The organism is Aeromonas sp. R10-1 (assembly GCF_040908465.1).
In the GTDB taxonomy this organism is placed as follows: Bacteria; Pseudomonadota; Gammaproteobacteria; order Enterobacterales; family Aeromonadaceae; genus Aeromonas; species Aeromonas caviae.
The window spans coordinates 85,235-102,610 of the sequence record NZ_JBFODT010000024.1; the positions used below are offsets into that span (position 1 = coordinate 85,235).

Consider the following 17,376-nt stretch of genomic DNA (forward strand, 5'->3'; position numbering starts at 1 on the left):
ATAAAAAAGGCCCGATACTGCCGTATCGGGCCTTATCATTCGCCCAGAGCGAATTATACGCGTTTGAAGATCAGGGAGCCATTGGTGCCGCCAAAACCGAAGGAATTGGAGAGGGCATATTCGAAGCTGCCGGCCTTGGCAACGTGCGGCACCAGATCCAGGTCGCACTCATCATCCGGATTGTCCAGGTTGATGGTGGGAGGCACCATCTGGTCACGCAGAGAGAGCACAGTGATGATCGCCTCGATGGCGCCAGCCGCACCCAACAGGTGGCCTGTCATGGACTTGGTGGAACTGACCATCAGGGCGCTGGCATGGTCACCAAACACCTTCTTCATGCCGCGCAGCTCTGCCACATCCCCAAGGGGCGTGGAGGTACCGTGGGCATTGATGTAACCGATCTGCTCGGGTGCGATGCCAGCATCCTTGATGGCGTTCTTCATGGCGCGTGCGCCACCATCGCCGTCCGAGGGAGGGGCCGTCATGTGATAGGCATCCCCGCTCATGCCAAAGCCGACCAGCTCGGCATAGATCTTGGCACCGCGGGCCTTGGCATGTTCATACTCTTCCAGCACCAACACGCCGGCACCGTCGCCCAGCACGAAACCGTCGCGATCCTTGTCCCAGGGACGGCTCGCCTTCTGCGGTTCGTCATTACGGGTGGAGAGCGCCTTGGCAGCGGCAAAGCCGCCCATGCCCATGGGGGTGGAGGCTTTCTCGGCACCACCGGCAACCATCACGTCCGCATCGCCATAGGCGATCATCCGGCCAGCCATGCCGATGGCATGGGTACCCGTGGTACAGGCGGTAGTCACGGCGATGTTCGGGCCCTGCATGCCTTTCATGATGGAAAGATGACCGGACACCATATTGATGATGGTGGACGGAACGAAGAAAGGGCTCAGCTTGCGGGGGCCGCCATTGATGAGGCTGCTGTGGTTCTGCTCAATCAGACCCAGACCGCCGATACCGGAGCCGATGGCAACGCCTACCCGCTCCGCGTTCTCTTCGTTGATGATCAGGCCGGAATCTTCCAGGGCCTGAACACCCGCCGCCACGCCATACTGGATGAAGAGATCCATCTTGCGGGCTTCTTTGCGGTTGATGCCGAACTCTTCGGGGTCGAAATCCTTGACCAAGCCTGCGAAACGGGTTGCGAACTCGCTTGCATCAAAGTGGTCGATGAGGGAAATGCCGCTCTGCCCGTTGAGCAGGGCTTGCCAGCTGGATTCGGCAGTGTTGCCTACCGGGGAAAGCATCCCCAAGCCGGTCACCACGACTCTGCGTTTTGACACTGAGGTAGTCTCCGAGAGGTGTTTTGAAAGGGGTAAACATAAAAGAAGCGGCCCTTGGGCCGCTTCTTTCAGAACAGGAACTTATTCCTGATTAGCGGTGATGTAGTCGATAGCCGCTTGAACAGTGGTGATCTTCTCGGCTTCTTCATCAGGAATTTCGGTATCGAATTCTTCTTCCAGCGCCATTACCAGTTCAACGGTATCCAAAGAGTCAGCGCCCAGGTCGTCGACGAAGGAGGCAGCGTTCTTCACGTCTTCTTCTTTAACACCCAGTTGTTCGATGATGATTTTCTTTACGCGTTCTTCGATGTTGCTCATGACCTGAATTTTCCTTTAAAAATACGCTATTGCGTCTGGTTGGGGTAGTGTATTCAATTGACGTGAGTTTGCAAGTGACTTGCCGCTGGTCAAACCACGAAATGTGCCAAACTTCGGCGTATTATCGCAAATTTGAACAGAACTCACGACAAATTGATTACACCATGTACATCCCGCCATTAACATGCAGGGTTTCGCCGGTAATATAGGCGGCATCATCCGATGCCAAGAATACCACAGCGGCAGCAATTTCTTTCGGATCGCCCAAACGGGCAGCAGGCACCTGATTCATGATGCCGGCGCGCTGCTCTTCATTGAGCGCCTTGGTCATGTCGGTCTCGATGAAACCGGGAGCAACCGCATTCACCGTGATGCCACGGGATGCCACTTCACGGGCCAGCGACTTGGTAAAGCCAACCAGACCAGCCTTGGCAGCAGCATAGTTGACCTGACCGGCGTTGCCCATGGTGCCGACCACGGAACCGATGCTGATGATGCGACCGTTACGCTTCTTCATCATGGCACGCAATACCGGCTTGCTCAGACGGTACAGGGAGGTGAGATTGGTGTCGATGATCTCGTTCCACTCGTCATCCTTCATCCGCATCAGCAGGTTGTCGCGGGTGATGCCGGCGTTGTTGATCAGGATGTCGATGTCGCCAAAACGCGCCTTGATGGCTGCGAAGACGGTTTCGATGGATTCCTGACTGGTCACGTTCAGTGCCATGCCGAAGCCTTGCTCACCCAGGTAAGCACTGATCGCTTCGGCACCGCTCTCGCTGGTCGCGGTACCCACGACTTTGGCGCCACGAGCAGCAAACGTCTCCGCAATCGCACGACCAATGCCACGGCTGGCGCCAGTGACCAACACAACCTTATCGGTAAAACTCATGACTTGCTCCTGTTTACTTGATCTGGGCCAGCGCCTGCTCGAACGAGGCGGCGTCGTTGGCGTGAATACCTTCCACTCGCGCATCGATACGCTTGGCCAAGCCGGTCAACACCTTGCCCGGGCCCATCTCGATTTCGAGGGTTACACCGTCGTTTGCCATGCGCTCTACCGTTTCAGTCCAGCGAACCGGGCTGAACAGCTGACGCACCAGGGCTTGCTTGATGGCGGCAGGATCCTGCTCACAAGAGACGTCGACATTATTGATGACGGCGATGGCAGGAACCTTGATCTCGATCCCATCCAGGGCGGCGGCCAGCTTTTCTGCGGCCGGTTTCATCAGGGCGCAGTGGGAGGGCACGGAGACCGGCAGCGGCAGGGCACGCTTGGCGCCTGACTCTTTCATCAGCACGTTGGCACGCTCGACCGCCTCTTTGTGGCCGGCGATGACCACCTGGCCCGGAGAGTTGAAGTTGACCGGAGAGACCACCTGCCCCTGGGCCGCTTTCTCACAGTTGGCAGCGATGCTTTCGTTGTCCAGACCGATGATGGCAGCCATGGCGCCAGTGCCTTCCGGTACGGCTTCCTGCATGGCCAGACCACGCAGCTCGACCAGTTTGACTGCATCAGCAAACGCCAGCGCGCCGCTGCACACCAGGGCGGAGTATTCCCCCAGGCTGTGCCCGGCCATCACGGCAGGGGTTGCCCCGCCTTGCTGTTGCCACAGGCGCCACAGCGCGACCGAGGCGGTCAACAGCGCGGGCTGGGTACGCCAAGTCTTGTTCAGATCCTCGGCCGGGCCTGCCATCACCAGGGCAAACAGGTCATAACCCAGCACCTGGCTCGCCTCGGCGAAGGTCTCTTTAATCACAGCGTGTTGCTCGGCCAGCTCGGCCAGCATGCCGACGCTCTGGGAGCCTTGTCCCGGGAAGGCAATGGCAAATCGGGTCATCATTGATTCCTTTAAGGTAAGACGAATTCGGTAAGCGGGCGCCCGAGGACCGGGCACCGCTCGGTATCAGAGGCGAACCAGCGCAGAGCCCCAGGCAAAACCGCCGCCGAAGGCTTCCAGCAGGACCAGCTGGCCGGGTTTGATGCGACCATCGCGCACCCCTTCATCGAAGGCGATGGGCACGGAGGCCGCAGAGGTATTGCCATGACGATCCAGGGTCAGGATCACCTTGTCGAGCCCCATGCCGAGTTTCTTGGCGGTGGCATTGATGATGCGGAAGTTGGCTTGATGGGGCACCAGCCAGTCCAGCTCGCTCGGCTCGACGTTGGCCGCAGCCAGGGTTTCGGTCACGATCTCGCTAAGGCGTGTCACCGCCACCTTGAAGACATCGTTGCCCTTCATGTACATGTAGGCTTCGAGCTCAGCACCCGGCATGCCGCGACGGGGCTGCGGCAGTTTGAGCAGCTCGCCATAACGGCCATCGGCATGCAGATGGGTGGAGAGGATCCCAGGAGTGTCGCTGGCACCGATGACCACGGCCCCTGCCCCATCCCCGAACAGGATGATGGTGCCGCGATCCTCGGGATCGCACATACGTGACAGCACGTCCGCACCGACAACCAGCACGTGGCGAGCAGCGCCGGATTTGACGAACTGATCGGCGATGGCGAGAGCATATGTAAAGCCGGCACAGGCGGCGGCTACGTCAAACGCCGGGATCCCCGGTACGTCAAGCAGCCCCTGCAGTTCACAGGCAGCAGCTGGGAAGGCATTCTCTGCGCTGGTGGTGGCCAGCACTATCATGTCCAGATCGGCGGCAGTCAGACCTGCCGCATCAAGCGCACGCAAGGCCGCCTGATGAGAAAGGGTCGCGACGGTTTCGTCGGCTCCGGCGATACGGCGTTCACGGATCCCGGTGCGTTCCACGATCCATTCGTCACTGGTTTCAACCATCTGTTCAAGATCGGCGTTGGTACGAACCGAACTCGGCAGATAACTGCCAGTACCCAGAATTTTGCTATGCATAGAGTTTTATAAATCCCTGTCGGAAAAGACAGATTCAAGGCGATCTGCAATTTGCAATGGAAGTTGATGTCTGGCTTCTTGTGCGGCCAGCAGAATCGCATGACACAGAGCGCGGCGCTCGGCCCGCCCATGGCTTTTTACCACAATGCCGCGCAATCCTAACAGACTCGCGCCATTATACTGGTCGGGGTTCAGGTAAGAGAAACGCCGTTTGAACATAAATCCGGCGAGTCGACCAAGAAAACTGCGTTTTTTGCGCGGATATCCGGCCAGTTCGGCCATCATCCGCACCACCCCCTCCGCGGTCTTGAGCGCCACGTTGCCCACGAAACCGTCGCAGACGATCACGTCGCACTCGCCGCTGAAGATCCTGTCCCCCTCAATGAAACCGACAAAATTCAGGGCGGAGCATTGGCGCAGCAACTCGGCGCTGTGGCGCACCAGGTCGTTGCCCTTGATCTCCTCCTCCCCCACGTTGAGCAGTGCCACTCTGGGTGAAGGTATCCCCTCGACCTTCTCTGCGACTACGGCGCCCATCACGGCAAATTGCAGCAGGGTGTCGGCATCGCAGCTCACGTTCGCACCCAGATCCAGCATCACGGTCCGCTTTCCACTCAATGTGGGCAGCGCCTTGATGAGGGCTGGCCGGTCAACACCGGGCAAGGATTTGAGCACGCACTTGGCCATGGCCATCAAGGCACCGGTGTTGCCTGCACTGACACAGGCATCGGCAGCGCCGCTCTTGACCAGGTCCAGGGTCACGCGCATGGAGGAGTCTTTCAGGGTACGCAGCGCCACGATAGGCTTTTCGCCCATGCCCACGACCTGAGAGGCATGCACGAGACGAACGCGAGGGTGGTTGAGCAAGCCATGTTGCTGCAGAAGAGGGGCGGTCTGGTGTTGATCACCGACCAGAACAAGTTTTAGCTGGGGTAGAAGAGACAGTGCCTGCACGGCGGCAGGCACTGTTTCCGAGGGGCCGATATCTCCCCCCATTATGTCTAGCGCGACAGTTTGCGTAGACAAAGGCAATCCTTAAGCGATTACCTTTTTACCGCGGTAGAAACCATCGGCAGTCACGTGGTGACGACGATGAATTTCGCCACTGGTCTGATCAACAGTCAGGGCAGCGGTGGTCAGCGCATCGTGGGAACGACGCATGCCACGCTTGGCGCGGGTTTTACGGTTCTGTTGTACGGCCATGGTAGGCTAACTCCTAAAATTCACTTACGTTTGAGCGCTTCAAGAACTGCAAAGGGATTCGGCCGCTCATCAGCAGGTTCGATTTCACCCCAGGTCATCTCCATGTTTCCTCTGGGACACACATCCACCGGATGCATGGCTACTTGAGGCAACGAGAGGATGAGTTCATCCTCCAGGATTTGATGAAGATCTATCTCGCCGTTTTCGTCCAACTCAATGGGCTCATAAGCTTCCGGCAGTTCTTCCTCGTTTGTTCTTTCGAACAGCGGAGTGTAAATAAAACTAGCTTCACAAAGGTGTTCAAACGTCTCACCACAACGCTGGCAAACCAGGTCGACCTTGGCATGGGCAGTGCCTTTCATAACGGTCAACTTCTGGACATCTTTGCCAAAGTGCAGTGTGACATCCACATCACTTCGCAAGCCTTCGGTTGATTCCTCCAGCCTGGGCATCTGCGACTTTTCCACTATCCCGACATAATCGAGTAGCTTCAAGGCATTACGGACTGGATCAACCTTAACGGGCAACTTCACCTTTTGCATAGGGCGCGAATATTATAGGTCCAACAAGGGATAGTCAAAGGAAAAAGTCCTTACCGCCGATGATTTTACCTTCACAGGCTCCTGCAAGAGGAACTTGTGCTCATCGGTGGCCGATTATGCCATATCGTGCAGGATCTGGCACAGGATCCTGTTCCCCACCCCTGTCTGTCCACCGGATGTGCTCCTTGATGTCTCATCAGGTGGCAGAACAGCGCGGGTCGCTCCCCAGCAGGCCTGGTGTCGCAGCCACTCTGGGCTCGGCTTCCATCAGTCGGCGTATGGCTTTGAAACTGCCCACGGCAGCCTTGATGGCAATGGGATTGACCAGCCAGCCCGGCAAGTTGTTGCCCGGATTGGTATAGGTTTCGAGCCGAACGAGTGTGCTGCCATCCCGTTGGGGTAGCGCCTCCCACCGTCCGGCGCTTTCCTGGATCCGGAACAGCCCTGCATGCAATGGCAGGGCATTCGGCTCTGCCCACACCTCGAGAGTCAGGCCGCAATCAATACGTCGACTCAGATGGGAGCGGGTGATGAGCTCCCTGTCTTGCACCGGCCAGGGAGATGCCAGGCGGGTATAGACCAGATCATCGTCGGGACCCGATCTGGCCAGCACCCTGACTTCACGACTCTGGGGCAACCACTCTTCATGGCGCGCCGTGTTGCGCAGCACCGTGATCAGCGCGCCAGGATCGGCATTCACCCGCATCTCCAGACGTAAGGCCTGAAAAGAGGTCGGAGGATGTGGCTGAGTCCAAAGCATCACCCCCTCATCCCCCTGGCGAAGTTGCCATGTCCCTGCCCAGCTGGCGAAGGAGATCAGTGCCATGACCAAGGCCGCATATCGTGTCATCACGCTCAATTCCGATCTCTTGTGTTTGCGCTGTGGTTCCCTCAGCATGCATGCTTCCCGCTAATTAGGCGAGTCCCGCTCTAGACATCTCCTGTTTGCGTGGCCCCATCTGCGCAGATAGAATCAACCAATTGATTTATAAATGGATATCATCAAAACATGCAGCCTTCCTTGATTCTCGCGTCCACCTCGTCCTACCGCAAAACCTTGCTGGAAAAACTCGGTCAGCCATTTCACTGTGCTGCGCCTCAAGTCGATGAGACGGCGCGACACGGGGAGACCGCAGAAGCCCTGGTCAGCAGATTGGCGTTTGCCAAGGCGAATGCCGTTGCCGCTGACCGTGATCAAGGATTGATCATCGGTTCAGATCAGGTGTGCGTCTGTGACGGGCAGATCCTCGGCAAGCCCGGCACGGTGGAGAAGGCGGTCGAGCAGTTGCTGCAGGCACAAGGCAAGCGCGTCATCTTTTACACCGGGCTCTGTGTGATCAATGCTGCGAATGGCCATGCCGAGCAGCTCGTCGAGCCTTTCATCGTGCATTTTCGCTCGCTCGACGAAGCCGCCATCCGTCGCTATGTGGAGGCCGAACGTCCTCTGGATTGTGCCGGCAGCTTCAAATGCGAGGGAATGGGCATCGTCTTGTTCAAGGCGCTGGAGGGGCGCGATCCCAACGCCCTTGTCGGTCTTCCCCTGATAGGCTTGGTTGATCTCCTGGGTCGCCACGGCTTGGCTCTGCCATAACAAGAACTCTGCCATGAAAAACGGGAGCCAAGGCTCCCGTTTTTCATGGCTGTCAGCGTGGCAGCTTGGCGAGAAACGCCTCAAGTTCCGGTGACAATGGCGCTTCCACCTGCATCTCCCGATCATCCACCGGATGAGTAAAGGTGAGCTTCCAGGCGTGCAGGAACAGACGCTTTAGCCCCTGCCCTCGCATCTTTTCATCAAAACCGGCCTCACCATATTTGTCATCGCAGGCGATGGGATGGCCGGCGTGCTGGGTGTGGACACGGATCTGGTGAGTACGGCCAGTGATGGGGCTGCACTCGACCAGGGTGGCCTCGGCAAACTGACGGGCAATCCGGAACCGGGTCTCGGAGGGTTTGCCATCGCTGCTGACCCGCACCACCCGCTCGCCGGATTGCAGATCATTTTTGCGAAGTGGCGCATTGACCACCTTGACGTGGGGTTGCCACTGGCCGCGCACCAGCGCCAGATACTGCTTGCGCATGGTCTTGACCCGCAGCTGCTCGTGCAGGCTGCGCAGAGCACTGCGCTTCTTGGCAACCAGCAGTACGCCGGAGGTGTCGCGATCCAGCCGGTGCACCAGTTCGAGGAAACGGGCTTCGGGGCGCAGGGCACGCAGCCCTTCGATGACACCAAAACTGAGGCCGCTGCCACCGTGCACTGCCATGCCGGACGGCTTGTTGAGCACTATCATGGCGTCGTCTTCAAACAGGATCTGGCTCTCCAGACGCTGGATGCTGCCGAGGTTGGCAGAAGGCAACTCATTCTTCTCGGCCACACGCACGGGGGGCACCCGCACCTCGTCACCGGCACAAAGCTTGTATTCCGGTTTGATGCGCTTCTTGTTGACCCGCACCTCCCCTTTTCGAAGGATGCGATAAATCAGGCTCTTGGGGACGCCCTTTAACTGAGTCTTGAGAAAATTGTCGATGCGCTGCCCGTCATGCTCAGCTTCGATGGTGAGCAGCTGCACTTGTTGATGTATCTGTGTCATGGCGCGGATTTTAACACCGCTGACAGCCCTTGGCTCCATGCTTTGTTAAAAAATGGCGTCTTGCTATAAAAGTGGTTTAAATGGGATAATAAACAAGGTTTTGTCATTGTGTTCAAGCCTTGTACTAAGTGGCCAAAATGTATGCCACCCAATCCCGAAACACCGTGTATACAAGAACATGACGGTTCCCGGGTGCGAGGTACAACGCATGGAGAACACAAACAGAGCCGACGTAAATTGTCTCCACATCGGTATCCTTAATTCACGCCCTCTCGAGAAGGCTGAACCAGAGTGCCCTTAGTTTGCGCCTCATGCATACCCCAACCGGGAGGTTGCCCCAGCATGCTGAAGACCCGAGGCCGGCGCCGGCAGGACCCAGTGGAGGAATCAAAATGACAAAATAATGAGAACTCAATGAAAAGAATGCTAATCAACGCGACTCAGGAAGAGGAGTTGCGCGTAGCGCTGGTTGACGGACAACAGCTCTACGATTTGGATATTGAAAGTCCGGGACACGAGCAGAAAAAAGCGAACATTTACAAGGGCAAAATCACCCGAGTAGAACCCAGTCTCGAAGCTGCTTTTGTTGACTATGGCGCCGAACGCCACGGTTTCCTGCCGTTAAAGGAAATCGCCCGCAATTACTTCCCCTCCGGTTACTCCTATCAGGGTCGTCCCAACATCAAAGAAGTGGTCCGCGAAGGCCAGGAAGTGATTGTCCAGATCGACAAGGAAGAGCGTGGTACCAAGGGTGCCGCCCTCACCACCTTCATCAGTCTGGCTGGCAGCTACCTGGTGCTGATGCCGAACAACCCCCGTGCCGGCGGCATCTCCCGTCGCATCGAGGGTGACGAGCGGACCGAGCTGAAGGAAGCGCTGAGCGGACTGACCGTACCGGACGGCATGGGCCTCATCGTGCGCACCGCCGGTGTGGGCAAGTCCCCGGAAGAGCTGGAGTGGGATCTGAACGTTCTGCTCAATCACTGGGACTCCATCCACAAGGCGTCACAACAACGTTCCGCTCCGGTGCTCATTCACCAGGAGAGCAACGTCATCGTGCGCGCCATCCGTGACTATCTGCGTCGCGATGTGGGCGAGATCCTGATCGATAATCCGGTCATCTTCGAGCGCGCCAAGTCACATATCGAGCTGGTCCGCCCCGATTTCCTCAATCGCGTGAAGCTGTACAAGGGTGATGTCGCCCTGTTCAACCACTTCCAGATCGAGAGCCAGATCGAATCGGCCTTCCAGCGCGAAGTGCGCCTGCCCTCCGGCGGCAGCATCGTCATCGACCCGACCGAAGCACTGACCTCCATCGATATCAACTCCTCCCGCGCCACCAAGGGCGGCGATATCGAAGAGACCGCCCTGCAGACCAACCTGGAAGCGGCCGACGAGATTGCCCGTCAATTGCGCCTGCGTGACCTGGGTGGCCTGATTGTCATCGACTTCATCGACATGACCCCGGTTCGCCATCAGCGCGAAGTGGAAAACCGTCTGCGTGAAGCGGTGCATCAGGATCGTGCCCGTATCCAGCTGGGCCGTATCTCCCGTTTCGGTCTGCTGGAGATGTCTCGCCAGCGTCTGCGTCCCTCCCTCAACGAGTCCAGCAGCCATATCTGCCCCCGTTGCCAGGGTCAGGGGGTCATCCGTGACAACGAATCCCTCGCCCTGTCCATCCTGCGTCTCATCGAAGAAGAGGCCATGAAGGACAACACCGAGCAGGTTCATGCCCAGGTGCCGGTCGATGTGGCCGCCTATCTGCTCAACGAGAAGCGTACCTCCATCGCCAATCTGGAACAGCGCAATGATGTGCGTGTCTACATCATTCCGAACCAGCATCTGGAAACCCCGCACTACGAAGTGACCCGCATCCGTCAGAACGAGATCCCGGAAGCGGCCAGCTACGAGCTCAAAACCGAGATTGCCAAGCCGGTCTATCAGCCGCGCCAGGCTCAGGTAGTCGAGCGCGAACAGCCGCTGCTGCAAGGGTTTGCCCCGGCTCCCCAGCCGGTTGCGCCCACCGCCCCGGCTCCTGTTGCGACTCCCGCTCCGGTTGCAGAACAAGTCGGCTTCTTTGGCAAGCTGGCCAAGGCCTTCTCCGGCCTGTTCGGTGCCTCCTCCGATGCGGCTCCGGCCGAGGTGAAGGCGCCTGCCGACAAACCGGCCGCCCAGCGCGAAGCTCGCAAGGATGACGGGCACCGTCACCAGCGCGATGAATCCCGCAGCCGTGGTCAACGTGGCCGTCGCGATGACAACCGCGGCAGTCGCAATGCCGAGGCCGGCGAGAAGCGTGAAGGCGCAGCCAGCCGCGAGAGCAGTGATCGCAATCGTCGCCCGCGCAAAGAGCGTGAGCCTCGTCAAGAGCGGGAACCGCGCCAGGAACGGGAACCCCGTGGCGAAGTGCGCACCGAACAGCGCATGGAGCGTGAGCCTCGCGAACCCCGCCAGGAGCGCGAACCTCGTGCCCCGCGTCCGGCTCGTGAACCTCGCGCCCCCCGCGAACCCCGTGCCGAGGTGAGCGTCGAAGCGGTTGATACCGTTGATACTGCGGTCGCCAGCGCTGAACCGCGTCAGGAAAAAGAGCAAAAAGTGGCCGAGCGCCGCGAACGTCGCCAACTGCGCAAGCAGATCCGTGTCGATGTCGCCGCGACCGACACCCCTGCCCTGCCGACTGACGAGCAAATCACCGATGTCGCCGACGTGCAAGCCGCCGCTGCTGAGCAACAAGAAGAGCAAGGCGAAGGTCAGCGTCGTTCCCGCCGTACCCCGCGCAATCAGCGCATCGAAGGGCAACGTCGCAAGCGCATCAACGAAGAGGCTCGTGGCCAGCGTGAAGACGAAGCACAAGGCGAAGTGCAGCTGACTACCGCGGCCCAGGCCGATGCGGCTCAGGTAAAGGTGGAAGAACCGGTTGTGCCTGTCATCACCATTCCGAGCGCAGAAGCGGTTGCTGCCGCCCTGCAGGCCTCCGCCGCACTAACCGAACACGTGGTGGCTGAAGCCGTTGCTGAGGAAGCGGCAGAGCAAGCACTGGCAGCCCAGGCTGTGGACGCGCCCTCCACTGACGAAGTTGAGCAGGTTGCGCAAGCAGACGCTGAACCCGTCGCCGAAGTGGCAGTTGTCGAACCCGAGATGGTCGAACCTATCGTCGACACCGCCTCTCATGACAAACCTGTCGCCGTGATCGACGCTGTCGAGCAGACCCAACAAGTTGAGGCCATTCCAGAAGAGGTTGCACCGGTTGCTGAAGCGGCACCTGTCGTGATCGCTGAGGAGACGGCCACCGCCGAGGCGGAGGTCGTCGAGATGCCGGCTGCCGTGGTGCAAACCGAGCCAGCAACCAGCCCCGAAGTGAAGGTCAGCAAGGGTGCCGGTGTATTGGCCCGTGCCCGCAAGGCTTATGCCCCCATGGCAACGCCGGCTGCAGCTCCTGCCCCGACACCCCGTGAACCCGTGGAGTACGCTCCCCTGGTACGCAGTGAAGTCGTGACCTCCGGTCGCCACGGTGGCAGCACCGCTGCCAGCAACGTTGCAACCAGCCCGGCCGGTCGCCCCTGAGCAGACTCGTTAGTCTGAATAAAGAGCCACACATTGTGTGGCTCTTTTTTTATCTCTTTTTTTGGGCTGACATCGCCTTGCTCTCCCCCCTGCCCATTCTTCAATATCCGCCGCTTTCCCGATGTTCAGCGACCACACACAGTCCAAACAAGACGTGAATAACACACCAGACAGAGAATTCATCTCTGTCAAAGCATCACGACATGCTCTGGTTTGTCGATAAGGTCCGTGCATTGACAGCATATGAAGCCATTGGCAAACAGTCTGGCAGCGTTCCCCTTTGGTAGCACAGTCGGTGTGTTCAGTGGTGGCTGAGACAACCCAGGTTGAACGGGAATGCCAGACATAGGGCAACCTGTGGCGCTCTTCACTCTCATCATTTCTGGTGAGGAACATAGACCCGTTGCACACCCTCCCTTCAGCTTCACGTGCAAGCGTCAGCTCGTAACAAGGTAGCTCCCGCGTATGCTGCCCTCATTGTGTACAACAGGGTGGTTCAGGGATGTAGAGAAACAAACGAGGTGATAGATATTGCTGTTTAACTTCTTGTCTGATGGCATACAACTATCACTCATTGAACTATTGCCGTATGACGTGACATTCACCAGGCAACAAAAAAGGGCCCGAAGGCCCTTGTTTCATTTCCAATGACTGTCGTCTTACCCGCCAAAGAGATGGTTGTTCAGCAGGAACAGGCCGCCGGAGAGCAGCATGGTGAGCGGCAACGTCAGCACCCAGGCCAGCAGAATGGTCTTGATGGTCTGGCTCTGCAGGCCGGACTTGTTGGCCACCATGGTCCCCGCCACCGCAGAGGAGAGAATGTGGGTGGTGGACACCGGCATCCCGGTCAGACTCGCAATCCCGATGGACGCGGCGGCCGTGATCTGGGCTGCAATGCCCTGACTGTAGGTCATCCCGGTGGAACCGATCTTCTCCCCTACCGTGTAGACGATACGACGCCAGCCCACCATGGTGCCGCAACCGAGCGCCAGGGCGATGGACACGATGACCCAGGTCGGCGCATATTCGGCCGTGGCGGTCAGATCCTTGCGCCATTTGGCGAGATCGGTCAGCTCCTTGGCCGGCAGCGGCAATTTGGAGACCTTGCGGGCAGTGTCGTCGATGCACAGCAGCAGACGACGCACCTCGCGGCGATCCACCAGGTTCATCTCCTCGTAGGTGCGCACCTGGCCCAGACGCTTGTCGAGGGTCGCCATGGCCTGCAGGGCCTCCCCTGCCGCACAGTGGCTCATCAGCTCCTCCTGGGCTTTGGCAGGCACACTGAAGTTCACCAGATGGGAAACCTGATCCTGGTTACGCTGGTAGATCTCCATGATGCGCTGGTTGGCATCCTGAGTTCTGTCCAGATCATAGGAGCGGCTGTTCATGTCCAGCGCAAAATAGGCAGGCGCCATGCAGATCAGCACCAGCATCACCAGACCGATGCCTTTCTGACCATCGTTGGAGCCGTGCACGAAGCTCACCCCCATTGCGGAACAAATCAGTGTGACACGGGCCCAGAACGGTGGATGCTTCTTGCCGTCCACCAGCAGGCGCTCTTCCGGGGTCTTGTGGATCTTGCTGCCAAGCCATACGCGCTTCATGGCGAACAGCAGCAAGGCGGCAATGATGAAGCCCACGGTGGGAGAGATGATGAGAGAGAGCATGATGTCGATGGCTTTGCCGACGTTGATACCCTCTTTCAGGGGTTGATGGCTGATCAGGGCATAGGCACCGCCTACCCCCAGGATGGAACCGATCAGGGTGTGGGAGCTGGATGCCGGAATGCCGAAGTACCAGGTTCCCAGGTTCCAGACGATGGCCGAGAACAGCAGGGAGAACACCATGATCAGACCCTGGGTGGAGTCCATGCCAAGCAGCAGATCGATGGGCAGCAGATGAACGATGGCGTAGGCCACCCCCAATCCACCCAGCATGACACCGGCGAAATTGAACAGACCGGAAGCCACCACCGCCATATGAGCCGGCATCGCCTTGGTATAGATAACCGTTGCTACCGCGTTGGCGGTATCGTGAAAGCCGTTGATGAATTCATAGGCCAGCACAAAAAAAACGGCCAATACCAAACCGATTGACCACCACAAACCCAAACCACTAAACATTTCAAACATAAAAACGAACCTGTTTATGAGTTGCGGCGGATTATGCCAGAAGGCTCGATGCGCCATACCCGTTGTTGAAATATTTCAGCAAAAAAAAAAAAGGGCATTCCGTCAGAAAATGTCTTAGGGCCTGTAGGAACGGGGCTTGTCGAGGATTAATTTAAGTCCATTCCATTGCTGTGGATAGGCGCCAATCAAAGCCTGAGCATGGCTCAATGTCCCGAAAAAGGCCGCTTTTCAACCCGCTCGGCACGCCCGTTTCCTTTTGTCAGATATAAAAGAGGGTGCCTTGGCACCCTCCTCGATAGACAAGCCGCACGGTGCGGAGATCAATCCTGGTTGATCCGGCTGGCCACAGCCCCTTGCTGACTCTTGTATTTGGCATTTTCCCGTTTGTTGTACGGGCGAGCCGCGGTACCTGACAGCATCTCGAAGTTCAGGGCACCGATCTTCATCTTGGGACGCAGGGCCAGAGGCAACTTGCCGCCGTTGTAAAACTCCAGCACGATGCGACCGGACCAGCCCGGATCGATGCGGTGGGCGGTGACGTGCACCATGAGGCCCAGGCGCGCCAGGGAGGAGCGACCATCCAGCCAGCCGACGATATCGGCGGGCAAGGTAACCGATTCATAGGTCACCGCCAGCGCCAGCTGACCCGGGTGCAGATAGAAGGCTTCGCCGTCCGGCACGTGGATCTCCTCGCTCATCACCCGCTCGATGGCATCGGCCATCTCGGCACTGGTCCCGCCAAGGTCGATATAAGGCGCGGTATGATCGCGAAACACCCGAAACTCGTTGCCCAGCAGCACATCGACGCTGACGCCGCTGATCCGCTCAACACCGGGCCGCGGCTCGATGACGATCTTGCCTTCATCCAGGTGCCTTTCGATATCGGTATCACAAAGACGCATTCTGCGACTCTCCTGACAAAAGATTCATTAAAAAAAGCCGGGCATCACCCGGCTTGTTTTCTCTCAACCAATCAACATATGGCGGATACGCGCCTTGAGCATGTCGATGGCGATGCGGTTCTTGCCGCCACGGGGCACGATCACGTCGGCATACTGCTTGGACGGGTCGATGAACTGCATGAACATGGGACGCACAGTCTTCTGATACTGCTTGAGCACGGAGTCCATGGTACGACCGCGCTCCTGCACATCGCGCACCAGACGGCGCAGCAAACAGATGTCGAGCGGGGTATCCATGAAGATGGAGGCGTCCATCAGTTCGCGCAGGCGGCTGTCGGTCAACAGCAGTATCCCTTCGAGGATGATGACACGGCGCGGTGCAAAGGTGGTGACCTCGGTCATGCGCGTGTGCTCGGTATAGGAGTACTGGGGGATGTTGACCGCCGCCCCTTGCGTCAGCTGGGTCAGATGCTGCACCAGCAGATCGTGATCCAGGGCATTGGGGTGGTCATAGTTGGTCTTGACCCGCTCTTCCATGGTCAGGTGGGTCTGATCACGGTAGTAGCAATCCTCGGTGATCACACCAATCTGACCCGCTCCCAGCTCGGCCACCAGCTCTTCATAGATGGTTTGGGCGATAAGACTCTTGCCGGACGCGGATGCACCAGCAATACCGATGATCACGCAGGAATGTTGAGTATCAGACATTGAAAATACCTAAAGAGAAGAGCACTGGGGATTGTTTAAACCGATCCATTATATGAAAAAGGGGTGGCCATGCCCACCCCAAATCCGTCCCCCTTGGCCGAACGCCGATTATTCGTCCAGCGCCACCGTGTAGAGCGGGGTCGCAATCGGTTTTGCGCTGAAATAGAGCTCGACCCCTACCCGACGAGCCAATTTCAGGTAAGTCTGTGACAGCTCGCCATCCGGCGCACCGAGCACGGTGGGGCAGCCGTCATCCATGTGCTGGCGAATGTCGATATGCAGCGGCAACTGACCAAGCAGCGCCACGTGATACTGCTCCGCCATCTTCTGGCCACCGCCGGTACCGAACAACGGCTCGTGATGCCCGCAGGCACTGCAGACGTGGTAACTCATGTTCTCGACGATGCCAAGCACAGGCACATTGACCTTGTTGAACATGGCAATCCCTTTGCGGGCATCTGCCAGCGCCACATCCTGGGGCGTCGTGACGATCACCGCCGCCGTGGTGGGCACCTGCTGGGCCAGCGTCAGCTGGATATCGCCAGTGCCCGGGGGCATGTCCACCACCAGGTAATCCACCTCGCCCCAGCGGGTCTCGTGCAGGATCTGCCCGAGAGCCTTGCTCGCCATGGGACCGCGCCAGATGGTGGCATCCTGCTCGGCCACCAGATAACCGATGCTGTTGCTCTTGATGCCGCAGGCCATCACCGGCTCCATCAACTTGCCATCAAAGCTGACAGGGCGCTCCTTGAGGGTCCCCGTCATGGTCGGGATGGAGGGGCCATAGATGTCCGCATCCAGCAGGGCGACCCGCGCCCCCTCTTTTTGCAGCGCCAACGCCAGGTTGACCGCGGTAGTGGACTTGCCCACCCCTCCCTTGCCGGAGGCAACCACCAGGATATTGCGGATCCCCTGCACCGCCGCCAGTTGCTGCGCGCGAGGCATGCTGGCCACGTCTATCTCCCCCGTCCAGTCGATGCGGGTCGCACCGGTTGCGCTGCGCAGCCGCGCATCGAACTCCTCTTTGATCTGTTCAAACAGGGACTGGCCGGCAAAGGGCAGCACTAGCGTGATGGCCAGGGTCTGTTCGTGCCGCTCGACGGTACGCACAAAACCGGCCGCGACCAGATCCTTGCCCCATCCTGCAGGCTTAAATTCGGCCAGGATCTGTTTTACTGAATCAATCACCATTAACTCCCCATTATGTTGTCGTTATGCTGAGGTGAACGGTTACCGCACATAAATCAGTGGCTTGCCGAC

At 58.5% G+C, this 17,376-nt stretch carries 16 protein-coding genes; 2 read left to right on the forward strand and 14 right to left on the reverse strand.

All coding sequences use genetic code 11. From position 1 onward, the window contains the following. Nucleotides 1–53 precede the first annotated feature (53 nt). The 9 genes from fabF to AB5Y93_RS11940 all read right to left on the reverse strand — a co-directional run bounded on the left by fabF (nt 54) and on the right by AB5Y93_RS11940 (nt 7,075). On the reverse strand, nt 54–1,295 hold the full coding sequence (fabF, locus tag AB5Y93_RS11900; RefSeq protein WP_151027385.1) for a beta-ketoacyl-ACP synthase II: 1,242 nt from the start codon (nt 1,293–1,295) through the stop codon (nt 54–56). 81 nt (nt 1,296–1,376) lie between these two features. Beyond that, nucleotides 1,377–1,613 (reverse strand): acyl carrier protein, encoded by a 237-nt coding sequence (gene acpP, locus AB5Y93_RS11905; RefSeq protein WP_005300909.1) that lies wholly within the window; start codon nt 1,611–1,613, stop codon nt 1,377–1,379. Nucleotides 1,614–1,770: 157 nt separating this feature from the next. Beyond that, nucleotides 1,771–2,505: a 3-oxoacyl-ACP reductase FabG gene (gene fabG, locus AB5Y93_RS11910; RefSeq protein WP_279989360.1), complete on the reverse strand. Its 735-nt coding sequence runs from the start codon at nt 2,503–2,505 to the stop codon at nt 1,771–1,773. Nucleotides 2,506–2,518: 13 nt separating this feature from the next. Next, entirely contained in the window at nt 2,519–3,454 is a 936-nt protein-coding gene (gene fabD, locus AB5Y93_RS11915) for an ACP S-malonyltransferase (RefSeq protein WP_042017641.1), read from the reverse strand. A gap of 66 nt (nt 3,455–3,520) precedes the next feature. Further along, a complete protein-coding gene (locus AB5Y93_RS11920) occupies nt 3,521–4,480 on the reverse strand; it encodes a beta-ketoacyl-ACP synthase III (RefSeq protein ID WP_010674740.1) in 960 nt (319 codons plus the stop codon). A 6-nt stretch (nt 4,481–4,486) separates the two neighbouring features. Continuing rightward, on the reverse strand, nt 4,487–5,506 hold the full coding sequence (plsX, locus tag AB5Y93_RS11925; protein WP_045524864.1) for a phosphate acyltransferase PlsX: 1,020 nt from the start codon (nt 5,504–5,506) through the stop codon (nt 4,487–4,489). A gap of 9 nt (nt 5,507–5,515) precedes the next feature. Then, a complete protein-coding gene (rpmF, locus tag AB5Y93_RS11930) occupies nt 5,516–5,683 on the reverse strand; it encodes a 50S ribosomal protein L32 (protein ID WP_005300935.1) in 168 nt (55 codons plus the stop codon). A gap of 20 nt (nt 5,684–5,703) precedes the next feature. After that, nucleotides 5,704–6,225, reverse strand: a complete 522-nt coding sequence (yceD, locus tag AB5Y93_RS11935; protein ID WP_029314532.1) for a 23S rRNA accumulation protein YceD — start codon at nt 6,223–6,225, stop codon at nt 5,704–5,706. Between the two features lie 196 nt (nt 6,226–6,421). Next, entirely contained in the window at nt 6,422–7,075 is a 654-nt protein-coding gene (locus tag AB5Y93_RS11940; RefSeq protein WP_039041175.1) for an START domain-containing protein, read from the reverse strand. A 159-nt stretch (nt 7,076–7,234) separates the two neighbouring features. On the opposite strand from AB5Y93_RS11940, the gene AB5Y93_RS11945 reads away from it, so the two are divergent. Then, on the forward strand, nt 7,235–7,816 hold the full coding sequence (locus AB5Y93_RS11945) for a nucleoside triphosphate pyrophosphatase (protein ID WP_330143586.1): 582 nt from the start codon (nt 7,235–7,237) through the stop codon (nt 7,814–7,816). A gap of 52 nt (nt 7,817–7,868) precedes the next feature. On the opposite strand, the gene rluC is transcribed toward AB5Y93_RS11945, so the two are convergent. Next, nucleotides 7,869–8,813, reverse strand: coding sequence for a 23S rRNA pseudouridine(955/2504/2580) synthase RluC (gene rluC / locus AB5Y93_RS11950; RefSeq protein ID WP_201893979.1), 945 nt, complete (start codon nt 8,811–8,813; stop codon nt 7,869–7,871). A gap of 414 nt (nt 8,814–9,227) precedes the next feature. On the opposite strand from rluC, the gene rne reads away from it, so the two are divergent. Next, on the forward strand, nt 9,228–12,374 hold the full coding sequence (gene rne, locus AB5Y93_RS11955) for a ribonuclease E (RefSeq protein ID WP_368229426.1): 3,147 nt from the start codon (nt 9,228–9,230) through the stop codon (nt 12,372–12,374). A gap of 659 nt (nt 12,375–13,033) precedes the next feature. Here rne and AB5Y93_RS11960 read toward each other — a convergent pair. From AB5Y93_RS11960 to apbC, 4 genes are all read right to left on the reverse strand, one after another. Further along, a complete protein-coding gene (locus tag AB5Y93_RS11960; RefSeq protein ID WP_045524860.1) occupies nt 13,034–14,506 on the reverse strand; it encodes an inorganic phosphate transporter in 1,473 nt (490 codons plus the stop codon). A gap of 320 nt (nt 14,507–14,826) precedes the next feature. Next, nucleotides 14,827–15,408, reverse strand: a complete 582-nt coding sequence (dcd, locus tag AB5Y93_RS11965) for a dCTP deaminase (protein WP_010674732.1) — start codon at nt 15,406–15,408, stop codon at nt 14,827–14,829. A gap of 63 nt (nt 15,409–15,471) precedes the next feature. Next, nucleotides 15,472–16,116: a uridine kinase gene (gene udk, locus AB5Y93_RS11970; protein ID WP_368229427.1), complete on the reverse strand. Its 645-nt coding sequence runs from the start codon at nt 16,114–16,116 to the stop codon at nt 15,472–15,474. Nucleotides 16,117–16,224: 108 nt separating this feature from the next. Then, nucleotides 16,225–17,307 carry an iron-sulfur cluster carrier protein ApbC gene (apbC, locus tag AB5Y93_RS11975; RefSeq protein WP_368229428.1) on the reverse strand — a complete coding sequence of 361 codons (1,083 nt, stop codon included), beginning with the start codon at nt 17,305–17,307 and terminating at the stop codon, nt 16,225–16,227. Between the last annotated feature and the right edge of the window lie 69 nt (nt 17,308–17,376).

Excerpts from the sequence above, each read along its gene's own strand:
- acpP (WP_005300909.1), bottom strand. The coding sequence starts at position 1,613 with ATGAGCAACATCGAAGAACGCGTAAAGAAAATCATCATCGAACAACTG.
- fabG (WP_279989360.1), bottom strand. The coding sequence starts at position 2,505 with ATGAGTTTTACCGATAAGGTTGTGTTGGTCACTGGCGCCAGCCGTGGC.
- fabD (WP_042017641.1), bottom strand. The coding sequence starts at position 3,454 with ATGACCCGATTTGCCATTGCCTTCCCGGGACAAGGCTCCCAGAGCGTC.
- AB5Y93_RS11920 (WP_010674740.1), bottom strand. The coding sequence starts at position 4,480 with ATGCATAGCAAAATTCTGGGTACTGGCAGTTATCTGCCGAGTTCGGTT.
- rpmF (WP_005300935.1), bottom strand. The coding sequence starts at position 5,683 with ATGGCCGTACAACAGAACCGTAAAACCCGCGCCAAGCGTGGCATGCGT.
- yceD (WP_029314532.1), bottom strand. The coding sequence starts at position 6,225 with ATGCAAAAGGTGAAGTTGCCCGTTAAGGTTGATCCAGTCCGTAATGCC.
- AB5Y93_RS11940 (WP_039041175.1), bottom strand. The coding sequence starts at position 7,075 with ATGACACGATATGCGGCCTTGGTCATGGCACTGATCTCCTTCGCCAGC.
- AB5Y93_RS11945 (WP_330143586.1), top strand. The coding sequence starts at position 7,235 with ATGCAGCCTTCCTTGATTCTCGCGTCCACCTCGTCCTACCGCAAAACC.
- rluC (WP_201893979.1), bottom strand. The coding sequence starts at position 8,813 with ATGACACAGATACATCAACAAGTGCAGCTGCTCACCATCGAAGCTGAG.
- rne (WP_368229426.1), top strand. The coding sequence starts at position 9,228 with ATGAAAAGAATGCTAATCAACGCGACTCAGGAAGAGGAGTTGCGCGTA.
- AB5Y93_RS11960 (WP_045524860.1), bottom strand. The coding sequence starts at position 14,506 with ATGTTTGAAATGTTTAGTGGTTTGGGTTTGTGGTGGTCAATCGGTTTG.
- dcd (WP_010674732.1), bottom strand. The coding sequence starts at position 15,408 with ATGCGTCTTTGTGATACCGATATCGAAAGGCACCTGGATGAAGGCAAG.
- udk (WP_368229427.1), bottom strand. The coding sequence starts at position 16,116 with ATGTCTGATACTCAACATTCCTGCGTGATCATCGGTATTGCTGGTGCA.
- apbC (WP_368229428.1), bottom strand. The coding sequence starts at position 17,307 with ATGGTGATTGATTCAGTAAAACAGATCCTGGCCGAATTTAAGCCTGCA.